Source organism: Leisingera aquaemixtae (genome assembly GCF_001458395.1).
In the GTDB taxonomy this organism is placed as follows: Bacteria; Pseudomonadota; Alphaproteobacteria; order Rhodobacterales; family Rhodobacteraceae; genus Leisingera; species Leisingera aquaemixtae.
On the sequence record NZ_CYSR01000011.1, the window covers coordinates 41,513 to 60,479 of the forward strand.

Below are 18,967 nucleotides of genomic sequence, written 5' to 3' on the forward strand. Positions count from 1 at the left end.
TTAGCGCGGCAGCGGATTTTCGGCCTTGTTATAGGCGTGCCAGTCGGTGATCTCCGGGTAATACCGCTGCCGCCAGCGGCGCACGCGGGGGTTCATCACCCGGCGCCACAGGGGCGGGATCATCGCGGCGATGGTCATCACCGGGTAGCCGTAGGGCAGCTGCGGGGCGTCGGCCTCGGTATAATTCTGCAGCAGCGGGAAACGCCGGTTCGGCTTGTAGTGGTGATCCGAATGGCGCTGCAGATTGATCAGCAGCCAGTTCGACGCCTTATGCGCCGCATTCCAGGAATGGCGCGGCTGGACCGGCTCATACTTGCCATCGCCCAGATGCTTGCGGGTCAGCCCGTAATGCTCGACATAGTTGACCACCTCCAGCTGCCAGATGGCGGTGCCCGCCTGCACCAGGAACAGCAGCACGCCGGTTACCCCGCCCAGCAGCAGCGCCAGCAGCAGCATGGCTGCCTGCAGCGCCCAGTAGCGGAAGAACGGGTTGGAGCGGTCGGTCCAGGGGCGGTTTTTCTTCGCCAGCTTCTCCTTCTCGGCGCGGAAGGCGGAATGCCAGCATTGCCGCAGCACCCGCGGATAGAAGCGGTGAAAACCCTCGTTGTAGCGCGCAGTGACCGGATCGCGCGGGGTGCCGACATAGCGGTGATGCACCAGCAGATGCTCGGACCGGAAATGCGAGTACAGCACCATCGCCAGCAGGATATCCCCCAGCCAGCGCTCCACCCGGCTGGACTGGTGCATCAGCTCGTGGCTGTAGTTGATGCCGACAGCGCCGGTCACCACGCCGACGCCGAAAAACGCGGCGGCCTTTTCGAACCCGTTCAGGTGTTCCGCGCCGCTGACGTACCAGATCAGCCCGAACAGCGTGAGGAACTGCAGCGGCACCCAGGCCGCGGTCAGCGCCTTGTACCATTTCAGATCGCTGTCCGGCGTCTGCGGATCGGCGTTTTCCAGGTTAAGCCCGAACATCCCGTCCAGAACCGCAAACAGATGCCAGGTGACCAGCGGCGGCAGCAGCAGCGCCCAGCCGCCCTGCAGCGCGCCGAACCAGACCAGCGGCAGCAGCAGAAAGGACATCCAGAACGGCAGGGCGCTTTGCCAGCGGGCAAGGGTTTCGGGGGCAATCATGCCGGGGTCTCCCAATCAGTCAGCGCGCGTCAAGGGCGACCCTAGGCCCAAAGAACTGAAAACCCAAGAGGGGCGCAGCCTGACCTAACGCCCCCTGTAGAGGTCGAACGCCTTGCGCATCACCGTGGGCAGGCTGGCGGGGCGGAACCTGTGGCGGGGAAGCAGCTCCTGATCCGCGGCGGGGTTGAACCCTTCGGGCAGTTCAGCCGTCATCACCTGCAGGATCAGGTGGAAGTGGGTGAAGGTATGGCGCACCTCGCCGCCCAGGTCCTGCCAGTCTGCCGCAAAGGGGGGATTGGGCGCAGGGGCCTCGTTCCACTCGGATCCCGGCCAGCCGAGCATTCCGCCCAGCAGCCCCTTGTCCGGGCGCCGTTCCAGCAGCCAGGTCCCCGCCGCGGATTCGGCCAGGTAAACGATGCCGTAGCGGGTGGGTTTCGGCTTTTTCGGTGTTTTCTTGGGCAGCTCGGCGGCGGTTCCTGCCACCCGCGCCGCACAAGGCGCCCGCCAGGGGCAGATGCCGCAGGCCGGGCTGCGGGGGGTGCAGATGGTGGCGCCCAGATCCATCACTGCCTGAGCATAGTCGCCGGGCCGCCGGGCCGGGGTCAGCTCCGCCGCGCGCTCCTTGAGGACAGGTTTCACCTCGGGCAGGGGATCATGGATGTCATGCAGCCGGGACATCACCCGTTCGACGTTGCCGTCCAGTACGGTCTCCGGGCGGTCGAAGGCGATCGAGGCGATGGCAGCAGCGGTATAGGGGCCGATACCGGGCAGCTTGAGCAGCCCCTCGTAGCTGCCGGGAAAGACGCCCTCCAGCTCACCTGCCACCGTGCGGGCGCATTTCAGCAGGTTGCGGGCGCGGGCGTAATAGCCAAGGCCTGCCCATTCGCTCATCACGTCGGCGTCCTGTGCCGCGGCCAGATCCAGGACCGTCGGCCAGCGGCTGGTGAAGCGCAGGAAATACTCCCGCACCGCGGCCACGGTGGTTTGCTGCAGCATCACTTCGCTCAGCCAGACCTTGTAAGGATCGGGGCGGATTCCGGTGGCGCGCTCTGCTGGGCTGACGCGCCACGGCATTTCGCGGGCGTGGATATCGTACCAGGCCAGCAGCTCTCCGCTCATCTCCGCTGCATTGCTGTTCAAGTCACGCATTCGTTATTCCCTGGCTTTCGGTTAGGCTGGCACCTGTACTCGGGCTCTTTACAATAGGGTACGCAGTCGAGCAAAAGCTAGATCATGGCATTCAGGCGCAGCACAACACGCGGGTTCGCACGAACCTCCAAGCTTCTAAATGAGCAGATCCGCAAGGCGGGGGAGAGCCGCGGCTTCGCGGTATCCCGGCTGCTGACCCATTGGGAAGAGATCGCAGGCCCGGATATTGCCGCGATGGCGCGGCCGGTGAATGTCGGCTATGGCCGCGGCTCCTTTGGCGCCACGCTGACGGTGCTGACAACCGGGGCCAACGCGCCGATGCTGGAGATGCAGAAGGAACGCCTGCGCGAGCGGGTTAACGCGGTTTACGGTTTCAACGCCATCTCCAAGGTGCGGATCACGCAAACGGCACCGACGGGATTTTCCGACGGCCGCGTGGAATTCAAATATGCCCCCAAGGTGCAAGCGCCGCTTCAGCCGGACCCGCAGGATGCGGCGGAGGCCAGCAAGGCCGCCGAAGGGGTGGAAAACGACGATTTGCGCGCCGCCCTGGAACGCCTGGGGCGCAATGTGCTGACAAAACAGAAAACGCAAGGAAAGGGGTTCAAATGACCCGTCTCATGTCTGGTGTGTTTGCCGCTGTTGCGGTTGTGGCGGGCGGTTATGCCCTGACCGGTTTCAACAGCCAGAGCAATCTGCCGGAAAACCCGCTGGTCGGCGCCGCCTTTGCGCAGGAGGCCGAGGTGGACACCTCGACCATCACCGAGATGACCCTGGGGGCTGAGGATGCGCCGGTCACGCTGATCGAATACGCGTCCTACACCTGCCCGCATTGCGCCAATTTCCACAACACGGTCTTCAAGCAGCTGAAGAAAGACTACATCGACACCGGCAAGGTGAAGTTCATCTACCGCGAGGTCTATTTCGACCGCTACGGGCTGTGGGCGTCGATGATTGCGCGCTGCAACGGGCCGGACAAGTTCTTTGGCATCTCCGACCTGATCTACAAGGGCCAGTCCGAATGGGCACGCGCCGGCGGTGCGTCGGAAATCGTTGATGAGCTGCGCAAGATCGGCCGCCTGGCGGGGCTGGAGAACGAGCAGCTGGAAGCCTGCCTGCAGGATGGCGCCAAGGCGCAGACCCTGGTGGCATGGTACCAGGAGAACGCGACCGAGCACGGCATCGAGTCGACCCCGTCCTTCATCCTGAACGGCGAAAAGATCTCGAACCATTCCTACGAGGAGTTCAAGAAGCTGCTCGATGCAGAGCTGGAAAGCTAAGCCAGCACCGCTGCAACAATGGCAAGCCCGGGCCTGTGCCCGGGCTTTTCTGTTTGAGGGGGCACGGCGAAACCCGTGGCGGCTCAGGGCGCAGGCGCGGCTTTCTTCAGCAGGTCTTTCAAGGCGCCGTCTCCGGCAACTTGCAGCCGCACCGGCAGGGTGATCACCTTGCGGCGGAAGCTGGCGGGCAGGCGCACGGCATCCTTTTCGGTGGTGACCAGCTGGGCGCCGCGCAGCTTGGCCTCATTTTCCAGCCGGGTCAGCAGCGCCGGGGTCAGCGGCTGATGATCGTCCAGCGCCTCGGCCCGGGCGATATCCGCCCCAAGGCTGCGCAGGGTGTCGAAGAATTTCTGCGGATGGCCGATCCCGGCAAAGGCCAGCACGCGGGTGCCGGTCCAGGGCATTCCGGTCTGCAAGGGCTCCAGCGCGCCGGTGAAATGCGGCAGGCCCTGCAGCTGGCTGCCCCAGGCGGCGGCAAAGGCCTGCTGGGCCGCCTCCGGCCCGATCGACAGAACAGCATCGGCGCGTTTCAGCCCGGCGGCCACCGGCTCGCGCAGGGGACCGGCCGGCAGGCAGCGACCGTTGCCGAAGCCATGCTGCGCATCCACTACGATCAGCGACAGGTCCTTCGCCACCGAAGGATTCTGAAAGCCGTCATCCAGAAGGATCACCGTCGCCCCCGCTGCGGCAGCGGCCCGGGCGCCAGCGGCGCGGTCCTTGGCGACCCAGACCTCTCCAAAGGCGGCCAGCAGCAGCGGCTCATCCCCGGTCTGGGCAGCGTCATGCGTGGCGGGAAGCACCTGCACCGGCCCCTCCATCGTGCCGCCGTAGCCGCGGGTCACCACATGCGGTTCGTGCCCCTGGCTGCGCAGGGTTTCCAGCAGCCAGATCACCGTGGGCGTCTTGCCGGTGCCGCCGGCGTTCAGATTGCCCACGCAGATCACCGGCACGCCGGCTGCAGCCGGGCTGCCCTTGGCGATTCTGGACGCGGTGGCGCGCGCATAGGCCCAGCCGAGCGGCGCCAGCAAGGCAGCCCGCGCATCGAATTCGCCCGGCGGCTTGTGCCAGAAATCAGGTGCCCGCATCGGTATCCTCGCGCCGGTCCAGAAGATCCTGAACCTTTTCCAGAAGTGTGTCGGTCGTGGCCGCGCTTTCGGTCACGCTTTGCCAGCCGGCCAGCGCCATCTCGGCTGCCTTGTCCGGCGCCGACATCGCGACCACCGCATCGGTCATTTCCTCCTGCGTCCGCACCGGCCGGGCAGCGCCGGCCTTGGCCAGACGCTCGTACAAGTCGCGGTGGGCATGGATGCCCGGGCCGTGCAGCAGAGCCGAACCCAGGGCGGCAGCATCCAGGGGCGACTGGCCCTGGGCCGCGGGATCCAGGCTGCTGGCAATCAGCGCAACCGGGGACAGCCGGTACCAGAGGCCCAGATCCTCGCCGCCTGTGAGCAGCACCTGGGTGAAATCGTCCGGCTCGCCGCCGGTCTCCCAGTCGGCAAAGGACAGCCCGCTGTCCTGCAGCAGGCCGCGGGCGGCGTCCAGATCCGCGTAATCGTCCAGCGCGATCACCAGCAACAGCCGGTGCAGCAGCCGCAAGGCGCCCCGGTGGGCGTCCAGAATGCGGGACAGCTCGCTCAGCTTCACATGGGCCGCCAGCCAGACCGGGCGGCTGCCCAGGGTCTGCTGCATCGCGGCCAGCTCGTCATCGTTGCAGCCGGGCGGAACAGCGGAGACCCGCAGCTTGCCGGCCAGCTCCACCCGCTCCGCCGGAAAGCCGGTCCGGACCAGCCGCGCCTGAACGTCCTTGGACGGGGTCAGGATGCAGGTCAGCCCCTCCAGCAGCCGCCGCCGCTGGTCCGGCAGCCAGCGGCTGGCCCGGTTCGGAACCTCATCCTCCAGCAGGTCGGCCAGCAAAACCCCGGTGCCCTGCTCGCGCAGCTGCCGCAGCATCACCCGCCGGGCGGGCGGGCCGGTCCAGATGCAGGCGTCAGGCTGCCAGTGCCCCAGAAACTCCCGCGCCTCCGCCTGGGTGTCTTCTGCCAGCGGGCCGACGGGAACATCGCAGCCGACGGTGCCGGTCAGCCGCAGGCCGGGCTCCCAGCTGGCCAGCACCGACAGGTCCGGGCGCAGGGTCTTGAGCCGGCGGCCGATATCGCACAGCGCCAGGTAGCGCTCCGCCGTTGTTGCGTGCACCCACAGCAGCTCGCCCCTGGGACGGGGCTGCAGCACGGATTGGCGGCTGGGAGCTGTGGTTCGCCGTTGCATCTGGTTCGATCTGAAATTTCCGGCCCAACGTATCGGCAACATGCGGGTTTGTCTGTGAAAAATTTGCCGGCGTTGCAGCCGCCTCTGCTACCGCCGCTTAAGGCCGGCCGCTGTCAATGTCCAGTGATGCCGGGGCTGTCCGGGTCCAGCGCGTCCAGCAATGCCCGGTGCAGGGCGCTGCCGCCGGCCACCACGCCGTTCAGGCGCGGGGCCGGGTTGTTGAAGCGCAAGGGGGTGCCGGTCTTGTCGGTGATGGTGCCGCCGGCCTCGCGCAGCAGCAGATCACCTGCGGCAATGTCCCACTCCCAGCTCGGCCGCAGCGTCAGCATCGCACCGAACCGGCCGTCCGCCACCTTGGCCAGGCGGTAGGCCAGCGAGGGCCGGTAGCTGCGGATGAACGCAGGCGGGATGCCGCCCAGCCAGTGATGCGCTTGCAGGTTGGGCTTGGCGGCCAGCACCTCTGTTATGGACAGGTCCAAGGCGGAGGAAACCCGGATCGGGGCGCCATTGCAGGCGGCGCCCTGGCCCTTGGCCGCGGTGTACATCAGCTCCCGCTGCGGCAGGTAGATCACCGCCGCCGTCACCACGCCCTTTTCCGCAACCGCAATGGAATGCGCCCAGGTGCGGGAGCCTTGGGCAAAGCTGCGGGTGCCGTCGATCGGGTCGATGATGAACACCCGGTCCCGCGACAGCCGCGCGGCGCTGTCCTCGGTCTCCTCCGACAGCCAGCCGTAACCGGGGCGCGCCTTCTGCAGCATGTCTTCCAGCATGGCGTTCACGGCGAGGTCTGCTTCTGTCACCGGGCCCGCGCCGCCGGGCTTGTCCCAGCTCCTGGCCTCGGGACCCGTGAAGCGGCATGCGATGTCTCCGGCCAGTTCCGCCGCTTTCACAAGCAGGGGCAGGTCAGTTGCCGGCAAGTGTCATCCCCTCGGCCAGCAGCGACGGCACCACGGTGGACAGATGCGTGCGTGCGTCATTGGCCGGCACGATCCGGCGCAGCATGTCGAGCAGGTTGCCCGCGATGGTGCATTCGTTCACCGGATAGGCGATCTCGCCGTTTTCCACCCAAAAGCCGGAGGCGCCGCGGGAATAATCCCCGGTGTTCGGATTGATGGTGGAGCCGATCATCGAGGTGACCAGCAGGCCGGTGCCCATCTGGGCGATCAGATCCTCTCGGCTGGCCTCGCCCTGGGTCAGCGCGATGTTCCAGGTCGCGGGCGAGGGCACCCCGCCGATGCCGCGGGCGGCGTTGCCGGTGCTTTCCAGCCCCAGCTTGCGGGCGGAGGCCAGGTCCAGCGTCCAGCCGGTCAGAACGCCATTGTCCACCACGGTGCGGCGGCGGGTCGGCAGCCCTTCGCCATCAAAGGGGCGGGAGCCGGAAATGCGCGGGCGGTGCGGGTCCTCGATGACCGAGAGCGCTTCGGGCAGCACCTGCTGGCCCAGCGAATCCTTCAGCCAGGAGGAGCCGCGGGCAATCGCGGCGCCATTGGCGGCGGACAGCAGATGCCCGATCAGGGAGGAGGAGATGCGTTCGTCGAACAGCACCGGAAAGCTGCCGGTCTTGGGCTTGCGCGCCCCCAGCCGGGCCACGGCCCGCTCGCCGGCGGTGCGGCCGATCTCCTGAGCGCTGCGCAGGTCACCCTGGAACGTGCGCGAGTCGCCATCGTGGTCACGCTCCATGCCGGTGCCGGTGCCTGCGATCCCGGTGCAGGACAGCGACCGCCCGGTGCGCTGGTAGCCGCCGGAGAACCCGTTGGTGGCAGCCATGTGAACCGCGTGCCGGCCATAACCCGCGGCGGCGGACTGCACCTGGCTGATGCCGTCGATCTCCTGGCAGGCGGCCTCGGCCGCCAGGGCGTCCGCCTGCAGCGCGGCCGGTTCCGGCTCGCCCGAGGGGTCTTCCAGCTCCAGCGCGGCCAGGTCCCAGCCGCGGGCCAGCTGCGACGGGTCGGCAAGGCCCGCATAGGGATCCTCCGGCGCCTCCCTGGCCATCGCCACGGCGCGTTCGGCCATCGCGGCGATGGTCTCCGGGCGCATGTCCGAGGACGACACCAGCGCCTGCCGCTTGCCCACAAAGACCCGCAGGCCCAGGTCTGTCCCTTCGGAGCGCTCCGCGTGCTCCAGCTTGCCCTCGCGCACTTCGATGCTGAGAGAGCTGCCCTCAGCAGCCATCGCATCAGCGGCATCCGCGCCGGCCTTGCGGGCGGCGTCAATCAGGGCGTGGCAAAGCGCTTCGGGGGTCTGGGTCATGGGCACCTTCTGTTCTGCTCTGTAAAAGAGCTATCCAGTGAGGCGGCTTGCCGCAAGTGCGGGCTGCAAAAAAGGGGCCGCGCATGGCAGCCCCCTTGCAGTCCCCGTCAGGGTTTTGACGGTTATTTGATGCGCTGGCCGTTGGCGTGGATCTGGCCATCCTCGGAGATTTCGATCTTCGAGGTCAGGGTGTCCTCAGCCTCGCCCGGCACTGCCAGCATACCCATCATCATGCGCGCGCCCATGGCGTCGCCCTCGGTGATCAGGCCCATCTGGATCAGCTTGTCGATCAGGGCGTTGGCGCCGGTCAGCTTGAGGTTGGCCTCGCCTGCGGGGGCAGGCACCCCGTCAAAGCTGGTCAGATCCTCGTTGTTGAAGGTGAAGTCGCCGGTGCCGGTCAGCTCAGCGCCCGCGGCGGACACCTGCAGCTGATTGACGGTCAGCGCATGCAGCTCGCCCGGCTGTTCCTCGCCCTTCTCCAGGGCTTCCATCGCCTCCGGGTCGAACATGTCGAACAGCACCTTGCCCTTGCCGGCCAGGTCCAGAACGACGGTGGCCGGGTCATGCGGCAGCTGGCCGGTCGGATCGAACATCCCCCACAGCATCTCCGGCAGCGCAAAGTCGCGCAGGGTGACGCCCAGGGCGAAATCCTGCTCTTCCTCGGATTTGGCAAGCGGCATCATCAGGTTGAACCCGGCTTCCGCCATGCTGATCGCCAGCGGGAAGGGGATCTCGGACCCGGTGATGTTCACATTGGTGCCGCTCTGCGACACGTCATAGGTCAGGTGCTTATTGTCCATCGCTATGGCGACCGAACCGCCTTCGGAGCTGCTCTCCATGGCAAAGCTTTCGCTGCCCTCCTGGCCGGAAATGGAGCCTTTGCCGCCGGCAAAGGTAAAGGTGCCGTCAAAGGCAAAACCGGCCTCCAGCAGCGCTGCCATGTCGGGGGCGTCGAGGCCCGTCGGAACGGTGCTGGTGCCCTTGAAGCTCAGCCCTTCCAGCGCGCCCTTGAAGGACCCGTTGCCGTTGCTTTCCGGGTCGTTGAACCCCATGTCGTAGCTCAGGCTGGAGGCGGACAGCGCCTGTTTGTAGGTGCGTACCTCCGCGATCTTCATGTCGGTTGTGGTGGTCACATCGTTCAGGGTGACCTGCGCATTCGCCACGCCGTCCGGAACCGCCTCGCCATCGGCGGCCAGTTCAGCCAAGGTCACGGTGACCTTGGACGACCTGTAATCATAGCTCATGTTCTCGGTATCGCCGGCCACCGTCAGCGGCGCGCCGTCATGGGTGTAGAGCAGCTTGCCCGAAAATTCTTCGCCGTCGCCAGAGAACTCAAACCCGACCGGGAATTCCGCAGGCAGCAGCAGGTTGACGGTGCCGTCGCCGTTTTCCACGAACTTGATTTCCGGGAGGCTGACGGTGCCAGACCCGTCCTCTTCGGGGATCGGCATGACCATCGACACATCGGAAACGGTCAGGGTGCTGCCGGAAATGGATTCGGTGCCGGACACGGTATAGCCGGTGCTGGTCAGATACGCTTTCCACTCGGCCCAGACGTCCTGAGCGCTGAGATCGGCGAGGGCGCCCTGGGCTGAAACAACCAAAATTGCCGCTGCGGCACCGCCGCGCGCAAAAATTCGGGACATTAGAGAACCTTTCTCTGTGAGATAATTGAAATCATCGTCGGCCCGGCGGGCGGTGCCGTCAAGGGGGCCTTGGGCTGGACCGCTCCCCGTAACCGCTTTACCACTTGGGACAGCAGCCACTTGGAGGGACAGCGGATGGATTTCAATGGAAAAACAGTTGTAATTACAGGGGCCAGCCGCGGCATCGGCGCGGATGCGGCCCGGGTGTTTGCCGCTGCCGGGGCCAATCTGGCCTTGCTGGCAAGGAGCGGCGCGGCGCTGCAGGAACTGGCGGCGGAAATCGGCGGGAACGTGCTGACCTTCGCCTGCGATGTGGCCGACTATGCCGCGGTGGCGGCGGCGCTGTCCGAGGCGCACCGGAAATTCGGCAGCCTGGATGTGCTGATCAACAATGCCGGGGTGATCGAGCCGATCGCCAGGCTGGAGGCGGCTGAGCCCGAAGACTGGGGCAAGCTGATCGACATCAACGTCAAAGGCGTGTTCAACGGGATCCGGGCCGCGCTGCCGCTGATGAAACCCGCGGGCGGCGGCACCATCATCACCGTCAGCTCCGGCGCGGCGCACCGGCCGCTGGAGGGCTGGAGCGCCTATTGCACCTCCAAGGCGGGGGCGGCGATGCTGACCAGCGCGCTGGACCTGGAGGAACGCGAAAACGGCATCCGCGCCATGGGCCTTTCGCCGGGCACGGTGGCAACGAAAATGCAGCGCGAGATCAAGGCCAGCGGCATCAACCCGGTGAGCGCGCTGGAGTGGGAAGACCACATCCCGCCGGAATGGCCCGCCCGGACGCTCTTGTGGATGTGCACGGCCGACGCGGACGATTATATCGGCGAGGAAGTCTCCCTGCGCGAAGACAGCATCCGCCAGCGGGTCGGACTGGCATGATCGGGCTGGACATCGCGGACAGCGGCCTGTGGACCATCACCATCAACCGCCCGGACAAGGCCAATTCGCTGACCGGCGCGATGCTGACCGAGCTGGCAGAGATCGCCGAGCGCGCGCAGGAGGCGCGCGGGCTGATCCTGACCGGCACCGGCAAGGTCTTCAGCGCCGGTGCCGACCTGGACGAGGCACGGGCCGGTCTGGCGACCTCTCCTGTGTGGGAGCGGCTTTCGAATGCGATGGCCGCCGTGCCCTGCCTTAAGGTCGCTGTGCTGAACGGAACCCTCGCGGGCGGCGCCAACGGCATGGTGCTGGCCTGCGATGTCCGCCTTGCCGTGCCGTCGGCCAAGGTCTTCTATCCGGTGATGAAGCTCGGCTACCTGCCGCAGCCCTCGGACGCGGGCCGAATGGCGGCGCTGATCGGGCCTGCGCGCACCAAGATGATCCTGGCGGCAGGGCAGAAGATCACCGCGCAAGAGGCCTATGATTACGGCCTCGTCGACCGGATCGTGGAGCCGGACGCGCTGATGGCCACCGCGCAGGACCTGCTGGCGCATTCGCTGGCGGCCAAGCCGGAGACCGCCGCCGGGATCCTGAGGATGTGCCGGTGAAGCGGCTGTCCGGTGTGAAGCTGCAGGTGCAGGATCCCGAACGGCTGGCCCGGTTCTATTCGGATGTGCTGGGCATGACGGCGCGCAGCGGCAACGGCGGCTGGCGCGCAGGCTATGCCGGGGCAGACGCGGATCTGGTCCTGCAGCCGGGCGGCCGCCCGGTTCCGCATTCACGGGAGGAGCGCTACTGGAAAATCGGCATCTGCCTGCCCGATCTGGATACCGCCTGCGAACAGCTGCGGCAGAAGGGGGTGGAAGTCTCTGCTCCGCACCAGTTCCGCGACATTGGCTATATGGCGCATATGCACGATCCCGAAGGCTTTGCCATAGAGTTGCTGCAGCATGACTTCCAGGGCAGCCGGCCTGACGGGGCGGGCGATCCGGCGCTGCCGCTGGGCGGCGGCGCGCATCTGGGGCAGATCACCTTGCGCACCGGCGACATCGCCGCCGAACTGGCCATACACGCGGACATGACGCTGCTGGCGGTGCAGGACGTGGCAGAGTTCGGCTTTGACCTGCATTTCCTGGCCTACACGGAGGAAACCCCGCCAAATCCGGACTTGCAGGCTGTGGGAAACCGGCCCTGGCTGTGGAAGCGGCCGTATACGGTGCTGGAATTCCAGCATATTGCCGGGGCGGACCTGCGCGACAGCCCGGCGCTTCTGGGGCTGGAGATCGCTTAGCGCTTGCGCCGCCTGCCGGGCACGCGGGAGCGGAAGCCCGGCGGGCGTTTCTGCACCCAGACGATGAACTTGGCCAGCCGCGGGTGTGTTTTCAGCGCTTCCGGGGTGCTGTATTCGCGGGCCAGTTCTGCCTCCGTGAGCGTCGCGTGGATCTCGCGGTGGCAAATGTCATGCAGCAGCACGGTCGGCCCGCCCTTGCCTCCTTTCAGTTTTGGGATCAGATGGTGCAGGCTTTGCGGGACGCCGTCGGGAATGGGACGGCCGCAAAGCGGGCAGACCGGATCGGACATGTGCGGGCCTCTTGCGGTTTCGTGCGGTGAATAGACACGCTGGCGGCGGGCGCTGGCAAGGGGATGGCATGACGGAAACGTGGGACGCAGTGGTGATCGGCGCCGGGCCGGCCGGGCTGATGGCGGCAGAGGAGCTGGGCCGCGCCGGGCACCGGGTGCTGGTGATCGAGGCCAAGCCGTCGGTTGCGCGCAAGTTCCTGATGGCGGGCAAGTCCGGCCTGAACCTGACCAAGGATGAGCCGTATGAGCAGCTGATCACCCACTATGGGGGCGCAGCGGATTGGCTGGCCCCGATGATCCGCGCCTTTGATGCGCAGGCCGTGCAGAACTGGGCGCAGGGGCTGGGGAGCGCGTTGTTCACCGGATCGACGGGCCGGGTGTTTCCCACGGTGATGAAGGCCTCGCCGCTGCTGCGCGCCTGGCTGGCGCGGCTGGATGGGTACGGCGCTCAGATCCGCACCCGCTGGCGCTGGACCGGCTGGGACGGCGCTGCGCTTGCCTTCGAGACGCCGGAGGGGCCGCAGCGGATCGGGGCCGGGGCCGTGGTTCTGGCGCTGGGCGGCGCCAGCTGGGCTCGGCTCGGATCGGACGGGGCCTGGGTGCCGCATCTGCGTGAAAAGAGCGTGAAAACCGCGCCGTTCCAGCCGGCCAATGCGGGTCTGCTGGTGGAATGGTCCGCGCATATGAAGCCTCAGTTCGGCCAGCCGCTGAAGGGCATTGCCCTGCGCGCCGACAGCCTGGCGTCGCGTGGTGAGGCGGTCATTTCGGAGCGCGGCCTGGAGGGCGGCGGCGTTTATTCCGTCTGCGCGGCGGTCCGGGAGGGTGCGGTTCTGCATATGGATCTGCTGCCGGACCTGGACGTGGCGGAGATTGCCAGCCGCCTGACCCGCCCGCGCGGCAAGGCGAGTTTTTCCAACCATCTGCGCAAGGTGCTGAAGCTGGGGCCTGCGCGAACGGCGGTTTTGCAGGAATTCGGGCGTCCGCTGCCGCAGGATGCGCAGTCCCTGGCGCAGCTGATCAAGGCGCTGCCGGTGCAGCACGCAGGCCTGCGCCCGATGGATGAGGCGATTTCCACCGCAGGCGGCGTCTGCCGCGGTGCGCTGGAGGACACCCTGATGCTGAAACAGCTCCCCGGCACGTTCTGCGCCGGGGAGATGCTGGATTGGGAAGCGCCCACCGGCGGCTACCTTCTGACCGGATGCCTGGCGACTGGGCGCTGGGCGGGCCGGGCGGCGGCGGCTTACTTGGCGAGTGCCGCGACCCGCTGAAAGGCAGGGCGCTCCCGCATCCGCTTGCCGTAGTCCTGGATCTTCTCGCCCTCGACCGGGAATTTGGCGCTGCGCGCCCAGTTCAGGCAATGGGTGAAGATGATGTCGGCGATGGTGAAGTCCTCGCCCATCAGGAAGGGACCGGTCATCTTGCCCTCAAGCCGCGCCAGATTGTGGCCGAACTCCCATTTCAGGCTGCCTTTCACCTCCGGCACCCGCTGCTCCTCGGGCAGGATAAAGCTGTGGCGGGCCGCGGCCCACAGGACGGCGTCGAACTCGTCCAGCAGCAGATGGGTGATCGCGTCCTGCTTGGCGCGGGCCACCGTCCCGGCGGGCGCTGTCAGCGCGCCGTGCTTGTCGGCCAGATAGGTGATGATGGCGGTCGAATCGGTGATGACCTCACCCTCTGCCTGCAGCACCGGCACCTTGCCCGAGATATTCAGCGCCTGAACTTCCGGGCTGCGGGGGCCGTGCGGGTGGAGCTCATAAGGCTCGCCAAGCTCTTCAAGCGCCCAGAGCACCCGGAAGGTGCGGGTGAGCGGCATGCCTGTGACGGTGTACATCATCTCTCTCCTGTTCATGTGCGGGTAAGATGCGCCGCCGGCGGAGGCGGATCAAGCGGTACGGCGCGCCGCCGGTTCAGCGGGCGCGGCCCAGCATTGCCAGCCGGATCAGCGCCCGTTCCATCAGCGCCAGCGCCGGGGCGGTCTGGCCGGCAGACCGCAAGGCCAGATCGGTGTCGGTGATGATGGTCAGCGCGGTTTCCAGCCGGTTCGCGCCCCAGCTCTGCGCCTGCCGCAGCATCCGGTCGCGGCGCTTGCCATAGAGCGGCGGGCGCAGCTGGCCGATGCCCTGGGCCGGGCCGCCGGGGGCGGCCGCGATGGTATAGAGCGTGCGGAAATGCCGTGTCGCGCCGATGCACAGCGTGACCGCGTTGGTGCCCTGCGCCTGCAGGCGGCGGATCAGCGGGCCGATTTCGGCGCTGCGCCCCTCGGCCACCACGTGCAGCACATCATCCAGCGCGGCTTCGGTCGATTGCGGGGCGACGGCGGCGATATCCTCCAGTGCCAGCGGGCTGCTGTCGCCGTGTTTATAAAGCGCCAGCTTCTCGATCATGCGGGAGAAGTCGCCGGGACCGGTGTCATTGGCGATATCGGTAAGCGCCGACATGCTGTCGGCGGGCACGCCGCGGATGCCGGCCTCGCCGAGGATGCGCTCGATCTCGGCCCGCGAGGGCGGATCGTCGTAGATGCCCGCGGCGTAGGCGTTGCTGTGGCCCTCAAACGCCTTGCGCAGTTTGGACGTGGCTTTCAGTTGCCCGGCGGTGACGACGATCTGGGCATCGCCCGGCTGCCATTCCTCCAGCGCTGCGGTGATGGCAGGCGTGGCCGTGTCGTTGGCGCCCTCGACAAAGACCGCCCGGACGCCGGGAAAGAACCCGACTGCCTTGACCGCATCCAGGAGCTGGGCCGGATCCTTGCGCAGGTCTGCGCCGGGCAGGCGGCTCAGCCGCATCTCTTCTTCGGCGCCGGGGCCAAGCAGGGCGGCCAGCACCTGCTGCCGCTTGAGCGACACCCGCATGGCGTCGGCGCCATAGATCAGGATGCCGGTCTTGCCCGGATCGGGCTTGGCGAAATACCCGTCGGCCTCGCGCGGGGAGAGCTTCATTCTGCCGGCGCGGAGAGATCCGCAGTTGCCAGGATCTGCGCCGTGATCTGGTCTGCCAAAATCACCATCAGCCGCTCATGCGCGTCGCGCTCGCCCGCCAGCGTTTCCACGGTGGAGCCGGTGGCGGAGTAGCCGGTGAAGTTCCGCACGGTGCCGCTGGAGACAATATTGCCAGCTGACAATCCTGTTAGGGAATAGTTAACCGTTCCGATCACCGAATAGCGGGTGATCTCATTTCCGGCGGTGATTGCCTGCCCTTCTTCCTGGGTGCTGAGCGTCAGATCCAGCCGGTAGTCCGGGCTGCCGCCGCGGCCCAGCCGCTGTTCCAGGTTCTGCACCAGGAAATAGGCGTCGGTTCCGGTGGCGCCTGTGATCTCCTCCGGTGCCTGAACCGCGATCCGGCCATGCAGCGCGGACCCGGTGCCGCCGGGGGCGTACACCGGGGTAAAGCCGCAGGCCGCTGCCAGCAGGGGCAGGGCCAGCAGCAGGGTTCTGCGGTTAAGCAACGACATTCACGATCCGGCCCGGCACGACGATCACCTTCTTCGGAGCGCTGCCATTCAGCGCCTTTTGCACAGCTTCATGCGCAAGAGCCAGTTTTTCAACCTCTGCCTTGTCCAGATCCTTGGCGACCTCAATTTCGCCGCGGCGCTTGCCGTTGATCTGGATCGGCAGGGTGACGGTGTCCTCGACCAGCATCGCGTCGTCCGCAACCGGCCAGGGTGCCGTGGCGCACAGGCCTTCGCCGCCCTGGTGGTTCCAGATGTCTTCTGCCAGGTGCGGGGTCATCGGGGACATCAGCTGCGCCAGCGTCATCACCGCCTGGCGCTGCACCTTATAGCTGGCCTTGGATTTCGACAGCGTGCCGGTGAAGGCATAAAGCTTGGCAATCGCGGCGTTGAAGCCGAAGGAATCGATGCCCAGCGTCACGTCGCGGATGCATTTATGCATCTCGCGCAGCAACTCCTCGTCGCCTTCGCCTTCTGCATTGCGGTCCATCTCCCCGATCCGGTCGCACAGGTTCCAGACCCGGTTCAGGTGCTTGTGCGCGGCCTCGGCACCGGAAGCGGTCCATTCCACGTCCCGTTCGGGCGGCGAATCGGACAGCACGAACCAGCGCGCGGTGTCGGCGCCGAAGGACGAGATGATGTGCAGCGGGTCCACCACGTTGTTCTTAGACTTCGACATCTTGGCGGAGGGCACAACTTCAACCGCAAGACCAGGATTCTGGTAAACCAAGGCGTGAATTGCGCGACGTTCATTGTCTACGTCGACACTCATTCCGTGCTCTTCGAACGTCGACTTGAGGGCCACAACGTCAATGCCATTGTAGGAAAGCTGTACAACGTCGTCAGGGTAATGAAACTTGTCCTTGATAACGGTGCTTTTCTCACCTGTGTTGGAGTCTGTCCGTTCTACTAACTCGCGAGTTTTATAAATCGCGTGGGTCACCATGCCTTGCGTAAACAGCGCGTCAAACGGCTCCTTCGATTTCTCCGGCAGGTGGCCGCAGATGTGCATCGCGCGGGCAAAGAAGCGCGAATACAGCAGGTGCAGAATCGCGTGCTCAATGCCGCCGATGTACTGGTCGACGTTCATCCAGTATTCGGCCTCGGCCATGTCGGTCGGGGTTTCAGCGCGCGGGGCGGTGAAACGGGCAAAATACCAGGACGAGTCCACGAAGGTGTCCATGGTGTCGGTTTCGCGCTGGGCTGGCTTGCCGCAGGACGGGCATGCGCAATCGCGCCAGGTCGGGTGGCGGTCCAGCGGGTTGCCCGGAACAGAGAAGTCGATCGGTTTGCCGCCCTCATCATAAGGAAGCGCAATCGGCAGGTTCTCTTTCTTCTCCGGCACCACGCCGCAGTCTTCGCAGTGGACCACAGGGATAGGGCAGCCCCAGTAGCGCTGGCGGGAGAGGCCCCAGTCGCGCAGGCGGTATTTGGTGACGCCCTGGCCCCAGCCGGCCTTTTCCGCGAAATCGACGGTGGCGTTGATCGCATCTTCGCCGGTGGCCTCGGTCAGCCCGGCGAAATGATCCACCCAGCGGACCTTTTCGGACTTCGGCGGCACCAGAGCCTCGGTTGCGACCGGCGCGTCCTCTTCCAGCGCAAAGAACGCGTTGGTGACCGGCAGGTCATACTTGCGGCAGAAATCCAGGTCGCGCTGGTCATGCGCCGGGCAGGCAAAGATCGCGCCGGTGCCGTAATCCATCAGGATGAAATTGGCGATCCAGACCGGTAGCTCCCAGTCGGGTTTCAGCGGATGCTTGACCCGGATGCCGGTGTCATAGCCCAGCTTCTCCGCCGTTTCGATGGCTTCCTCGGTGGTGCCGCCCTTGCGGCACTCGGCAACAAACGCGGCAACCTCTTCCGATTCGGCTTCCAGCGCCTTGGCAATCGGGTGATCCGGCGAGATGCCGACGAAGGACGCACCCATCAGTGTATCGGGGCGGGTGGTGTAGACCTCGATCGGCGCGCCGCCGCCGGTGCGCTCAAAGGAGAACTGCAGGCCGCGCGACTTGCCGATCCAGTTTTCCTGCATCAGGCGCACTTTGGCGGGCCAGTTTTCCAGAGTGTCCAGTGCCGACAGCAACTCTTCGGAGAAATCGGAGATCTTGAAGAACCACTGGGTCAGCTCGCGCCGCTCCACCAGCGCGCCAGAGCGCCAGCCACGGCCGTTCTCGACCTGCTCGTTGGCCAGCACGGTCATGTCGATGGGGTCCCAGTTCACCACCGCGTTCTTGCGGTAAACCAAACCCTTTTCCAGGAAGTCCAGGAACAGCGCCTGCTGCTGGCCGTAATACTCCGGGTCGCAGGTTGCGAACATGCGCGACCAGTCCAGCGACAGGCCCAGCGGTTTCATCTGTTCGACCATCGTGTCGATGTTCGAGTAAGTCCAATCCTTTGGATGCCCGCCAGAGGCCATTGCAGCGTTTTCGGCCGGCATGCCGAAGGCGTCGAACCCCATCGGGTGCAGCACGTTATGGCCGGTCGACAGCTTGTAGCGCGCGATCACGTCGCCCATCGTGTAGTTGCGCACATGGCCCATGTGCAGCTTGCCCGACGGATAGGGGAACATTTCCAGCACATAATACTTGGGCTTGCCGCCGGTTCGCTTGGCCTGGAAAATTCCGGCCTCGTCCCAGGCTTTCTGCCATCGTGCTTCGATTTCAGGAGCTATGTAACGCGGCATCAGAGCGGTCCTTTGCATGAAAACGCCGGGCAAGTGGCCCGGCGCATCTGATAATGGGGTTTGGCTGGTGTTTCCAGTGCGCAGCGGGTCAGAGTTTCTTGTCCGCGATGCGTAGCTGGCGCGCGCGGGAAAGAATCGCATCTTCGACCGCCCGGGTGGTGCTGGCGCTGACCGGGCCGCCCTTGGACTGCAGCGCAAGGTTCAGGGAACGCGCGTCCAGCGCCGGGTCCTTGATATGGACGGTCGCCCGGTAGGAGCGGCCGCCGCCCGGCGGGGTGCCGTAGCCGGTGACAATGACACCGGTGAACGGATCGACCGACTGCACCGGCAGGAACGACAGCACATCCAGGCTGGCGGTCCACAGGTAGCGGTTCACCTGAACGGTCTGATCCGGCTTGGCATTCAGGAAGTCAAAGACCGAGGACTTGGTCGCGGCGCCCTGAATCTCTTCCTTGTGGCTGATTGTCCGGGCCGTGCTGGACGGCGCATCGCCGCCTCTGTTGCCGCCGCACGCCGCGAGGCTGAGACAGATCGCACCGACCAAAGTTACCCGCAGGGTCTTTCCGTATTCCATAACCGCTCCCGGAGCCATTTTCTGCGCGAACACCTAACGCAAGCCAAGCCGGCGGAGCAAGGGCTTTGGCTGCTA

The 18,967-nt window shown here is 66.2% G+C and carries 19 protein-coding genes; 6 read left to right on the forward strand and 13 right to left on the reverse strand.

The window, feature by feature from the left end; translation table 11 throughout:
• Positions 1-1,134 (reverse strand): alkane 1-monooxygenase, encoded by a 1,134-nt coding sequence (locus PHA8399_RS06080; protein ID WP_058285287.1) that lies wholly within the window; start codon positions 1,132-1,134, stop codon positions 1-3.
• 84 nt (positions 1,135-1,218) lie between these two features.
• Complete coding sequence (locus PHA8399_RS06085; protein ID WP_058285288.1) at positions 1,219-2,283, reverse strand: A/G-specific adenine glycosylase; 1,065 nt, start codon at positions 2,281-2,283, stop codon at positions 1,219-1,221.
• Between the two features lie 84 nt (positions 2,284-2,367).
• Here PHA8399_RS06085 and PHA8399_RS06090 point away from each other — a divergent pair, with 84 nt between their 5' ends.
• Both PHA8399_RS06090 and PHA8399_RS06095 read left to right on the forward strand, forming a co-directional pair.
• Positions 2,368-2,895, forward strand: coding sequence for a DUF721 domain-containing protein (locus PHA8399_RS06090; protein WP_058285289.1), 528 nt, complete (start codon positions 2,368-2,370; stop codon positions 2,893-2,895).
• Positions 2,892-3,563, forward strand: coding sequence for a DsbA family protein (locus tag PHA8399_RS06095; RefSeq protein WP_058285290.1), 672 nt, complete (start codon positions 2,892-2,894; stop codon positions 3,561-3,563). The genes PHA8399_RS06090 and PHA8399_RS06095 overlap by 4 nt, the downstream gene beginning before the upstream one ends.
• An 83-nt stretch (positions 3,564-3,646) precedes the next feature.
• On the opposite strand, the gene lpxK is transcribed toward PHA8399_RS06095, so the two are convergent.
• The 5 genes from lpxK to PHA8399_RS06120 form a co-directional block, all read right to left on the reverse strand.
• Positions 3,647-4,648, reverse strand: coding sequence for a tetraacyldisaccharide 4'-kinase (lpxK, locus tag PHA8399_RS06100; protein WP_058285291.1), 1,002 nt, complete (start codon positions 4,646-4,648; stop codon positions 3,647-3,649).
• The gene (locus PHA8399_RS06105; RefSeq protein WP_058285292.1) at positions 4,635-5,828 is read right to left on the reverse strand and encodes a 3-deoxy-D-manno-octulosonic acid transferase; all 1,194 of its coding nucleotides are present in this window, start codon (positions 5,826-5,828) and stop codon (positions 4,635-4,637) included. The genes lpxK and PHA8399_RS06105 overlap by 14 nt, the downstream gene beginning before the upstream one ends.
• 113 nt (positions 5,829-5,941) lie before the next feature.
• Entirely contained in the window at positions 5,942-6,745 is an 804-nt protein-coding gene (locus tag PHA8399_RS06110) for an inositol monophosphatase family protein (RefSeq protein ID WP_058285293.1), read from the reverse strand.
• Positions 6,732-8,078 (reverse strand): TldD/PmbA family protein, encoded by a 1,347-nt coding sequence (locus tag PHA8399_RS06115; protein WP_058285294.1) that lies wholly within the window; start codon positions 8,076-8,078, stop codon positions 6,732-6,734. The genes PHA8399_RS06110 and PHA8399_RS06115 overlap by 14 nt, the downstream gene beginning before the upstream one ends.
• Positions 8,079-8,200: 122 nt before the next feature.
• Positions 8,201-9,724, reverse strand: coding sequence for a DUF2125 domain-containing protein (locus tag PHA8399_RS06120; protein ID WP_058285295.1), 1,524 nt, complete (start codon positions 9,722-9,724; stop codon positions 8,201-8,203).
• A gap of 135 nt (positions 9,725-9,859) precedes the next feature.
• Here PHA8399_RS06120 and PHA8399_RS06125 point away from each other — a divergent pair, with 135 nt between their 5' ends.
• The 3 genes from PHA8399_RS06125 to PHA8399_RS06135 are packed head-to-tail and all read left to right on the forward strand — an operon-like array spanning position 9,860 to position 11,900.
• Positions 9,860-10,609 carry an SDR family oxidoreductase gene (locus PHA8399_RS06125; RefSeq protein WP_058285296.1) on the forward strand — a complete coding sequence of 250 codons (750 nt, stop codon included), beginning with the start codon at positions 9,860-9,862 and terminating at the stop codon, positions 10,607-10,609.
• Entirely contained in the window at positions 10,606-11,217 is a 612-nt protein-coding gene (locus PHA8399_RS06130; protein WP_058285297.1) for an enoyl-CoA hydratase/isomerase family protein, read from the forward strand. Before PHA8399_RS06125 ends, PHA8399_RS06130 begins: the two co-directional genes overlap by 4 nt.
• Complete coding sequence (locus tag PHA8399_RS06135; RefSeq protein WP_342027516.1) at positions 11,214-11,900, forward strand: VOC family protein; 687 nt, start codon at positions 11,214-11,216, stop codon at positions 11,898-11,900. The genes PHA8399_RS06130 and PHA8399_RS06135 overlap by 4 nt, the downstream gene beginning before the upstream one ends.
• On the opposite strand, the gene PHA8399_RS06140 is transcribed toward PHA8399_RS06135, so the two are convergent.
• Positions 11,897-12,190, reverse strand: coding sequence for an HNH endonuclease (locus tag PHA8399_RS06140; protein WP_058285299.1), 294 nt, complete (start codon positions 12,188-12,190; stop codon positions 11,897-11,899). The genes PHA8399_RS06135 and PHA8399_RS06140 overlap by 4 nt on opposite strands.
• A gap of 68 nt (positions 12,191-12,258) precedes the next feature.
• Here PHA8399_RS06140 and PHA8399_RS06145 point away from each other — a divergent pair, with 68 nt between their 5' ends.
• Positions 12,259-13,458 (forward strand): TIGR03862 family flavoprotein, encoded by a 1,200-nt coding sequence (locus PHA8399_RS06145; protein WP_058285300.1) that lies wholly within the window; start codon positions 12,259-12,261, stop codon positions 13,456-13,458.
• On the opposite strand, the gene PHA8399_RS06150 is transcribed toward PHA8399_RS06145, so the two are convergent.
• From PHA8399_RS06150 to PHA8399_RS06170, 5 genes are all read right to left on the reverse strand, one after another.
• A complete protein-coding gene (locus PHA8399_RS06150) occupies positions 13,431-14,021 on the reverse strand; it encodes a glutathione S-transferase family protein (protein ID WP_058285301.1) in 591 nt (196 codons plus the stop codon). The genes PHA8399_RS06145 and PHA8399_RS06150 overlap by 28 nt on opposite strands.
• Before the next feature lie 76 nt (positions 14,022-14,097).
• Positions 14,098-15,126, reverse strand: a complete 1,029-nt coding sequence (holA, locus tag PHA8399_RS06155) for a DNA polymerase III subunit delta (RefSeq protein ID WP_058285302.1) — start codon at positions 15,124-15,126, stop codon at positions 14,098-14,100.
• Positions 15,123-15,638, reverse strand: coding sequence for an LPS assembly lipoprotein LptE (lptE, locus tag PHA8399_RS06160; protein WP_058285303.1), 516 nt, complete (start codon positions 15,636-15,638; stop codon positions 15,123-15,125). The genes holA and lptE overlap by 4 nt, the downstream gene beginning before the upstream one ends.
• Positions 15,625-18,318 carry a leucine--tRNA ligase gene (gene leuS / locus PHA8399_RS06165; protein WP_058285304.1) on the reverse strand — a complete coding sequence of 898 codons (2,694 nt, stop codon included), beginning with the start codon at positions 18,316-18,318 and terminating at the stop codon, positions 15,625-15,627. The genes lptE and leuS overlap by 14 nt, the downstream gene beginning before the upstream one ends.
• 88 nt (positions 18,319-18,406) lie before the next feature.
• Positions 18,407-18,892: a DUF3576 domain-containing protein gene (locus PHA8399_RS06170; protein ID WP_058285305.1), complete on the reverse strand. Its 486-nt coding sequence runs from the start codon at positions 18,890-18,892 to the stop codon at positions 18,407-18,409.
• Positions 18,893-18,967 lie beyond the last annotated feature (75 nt).

What these genes read in the sequence shown, in the direction of transcription:
- PHA8399_RS06170 (WP_058285305.1), bottom strand. Translation starts at nt 18,892, where the DNA reads ATGGAATACGGAAAGACCCTGCGGGTAACTTTGGTCGGTGCGATCTGT.
- PHA8399_RS06080 (WP_058285287.1), bottom strand. Translation starts at nt 1,134, where the DNA reads ATGATTGCCCCCGAAACCCTTGCCCGCTGGCAAAGCGCCCTGCCGTTC.
- PHA8399_RS06120 (WP_058285295.1), bottom strand. Translation starts at nt 9,724, where the DNA reads ATGTCCCGAATTTTTGCGCGCGGCGGTGCCGCAGCGGCAATTTTGGTT.
- lptE (WP_058285303.1), bottom strand. Translation starts at nt 15,638, where the DNA reads ATGTCGTTGCTTAACCGCAGAACCCTGCTGCTGGCCCTGCCCCTGCTG.
- PHA8399_RS06150 (WP_058285301.1), bottom strand. Translation starts at nt 14,021, where the DNA reads ATGTACACCGTCACAGGCATGCCGCTCACCCGCACCTTCCGGGTGCTC.
- PHA8399_RS06085 (WP_058285288.1), bottom strand. Translation starts at nt 2,283, where the DNA reads ATGCGTGACTTGAACAGCAATGCAGCGGAGATGAGCGGAGAGCTGCTG.
- PHA8399_RS06095 (WP_058285290.1), top strand. Translation starts at nt 2,892, where the DNA reads ATGACCCGTCTCATGTCTGGTGTGTTTGCCGCTGTTGCGGTTGTGGCG.
- lpxK (WP_058285291.1), bottom strand. Translation starts at nt 4,648, where the DNA reads ATGCGGGCACCTGATTTCTGGCACAAGCCGCCGGGCGAATTCGATGCG.
- PHA8399_RS06115 (WP_058285294.1), bottom strand. Translation starts at nt 8,078, where the DNA reads ATGACCCAGACCCCCGAAGCGCTTTGCCACGCCCTGATTGACGCCGCC.
- PHA8399_RS06090 (WP_058285289.1), top strand. Translation starts at nt 2,368, where the DNA reads ATGGCATTCAGGCGCAGCACAACACGCGGGTTCGCACGAACCTCCAAG.
- PHA8399_RS06145 (WP_058285300.1), top strand. Translation starts at nt 12,259, where the DNA reads ATGACGGAAACGTGGGACGCAGTGGTGATCGGCGCCGGGCCGGCCGGG.
- holA (WP_058285302.1), bottom strand. Translation starts at nt 15,126, where the DNA reads ATGAAGCTCTCCCCGCGCGAGGCCGACGGGTATTTCGCCAAGCCCGAT.
- PHA8399_RS06125 (WP_058285296.1), top strand. Translation starts at nt 9,860, where the DNA reads ATGGATTTCAATGGAAAAACAGTTGTAATTACAGGGGCCAGCCGCGGC.
- PHA8399_RS06105 (WP_058285292.1), bottom strand. Translation starts at nt 5,828, where the DNA reads ATGCAACGGCGAACCACAGCTCCCAGCCGCCAATCCGTGCTGCAGCCC.
- PHA8399_RS06140 (WP_058285299.1), bottom strand. Translation starts at nt 12,190, where the DNA reads ATGTCCGATCCGGTCTGCCCGCTTTGCGGCCGTCCCATTCCCGACGGC.
- leuS (WP_058285304.1), bottom strand. Translation starts at nt 18,318, where the DNA reads ATGCCGCGTTACATAGCTCCTGAAATCGAAGCACGATGGCAGAAAGCC.
- PHA8399_RS06130 (WP_058285297.1), top strand. Translation starts at nt 10,606, where the DNA reads ATGATCGGGCTGGACATCGCGGACAGCGGCCTGTGGACCATCACCATC.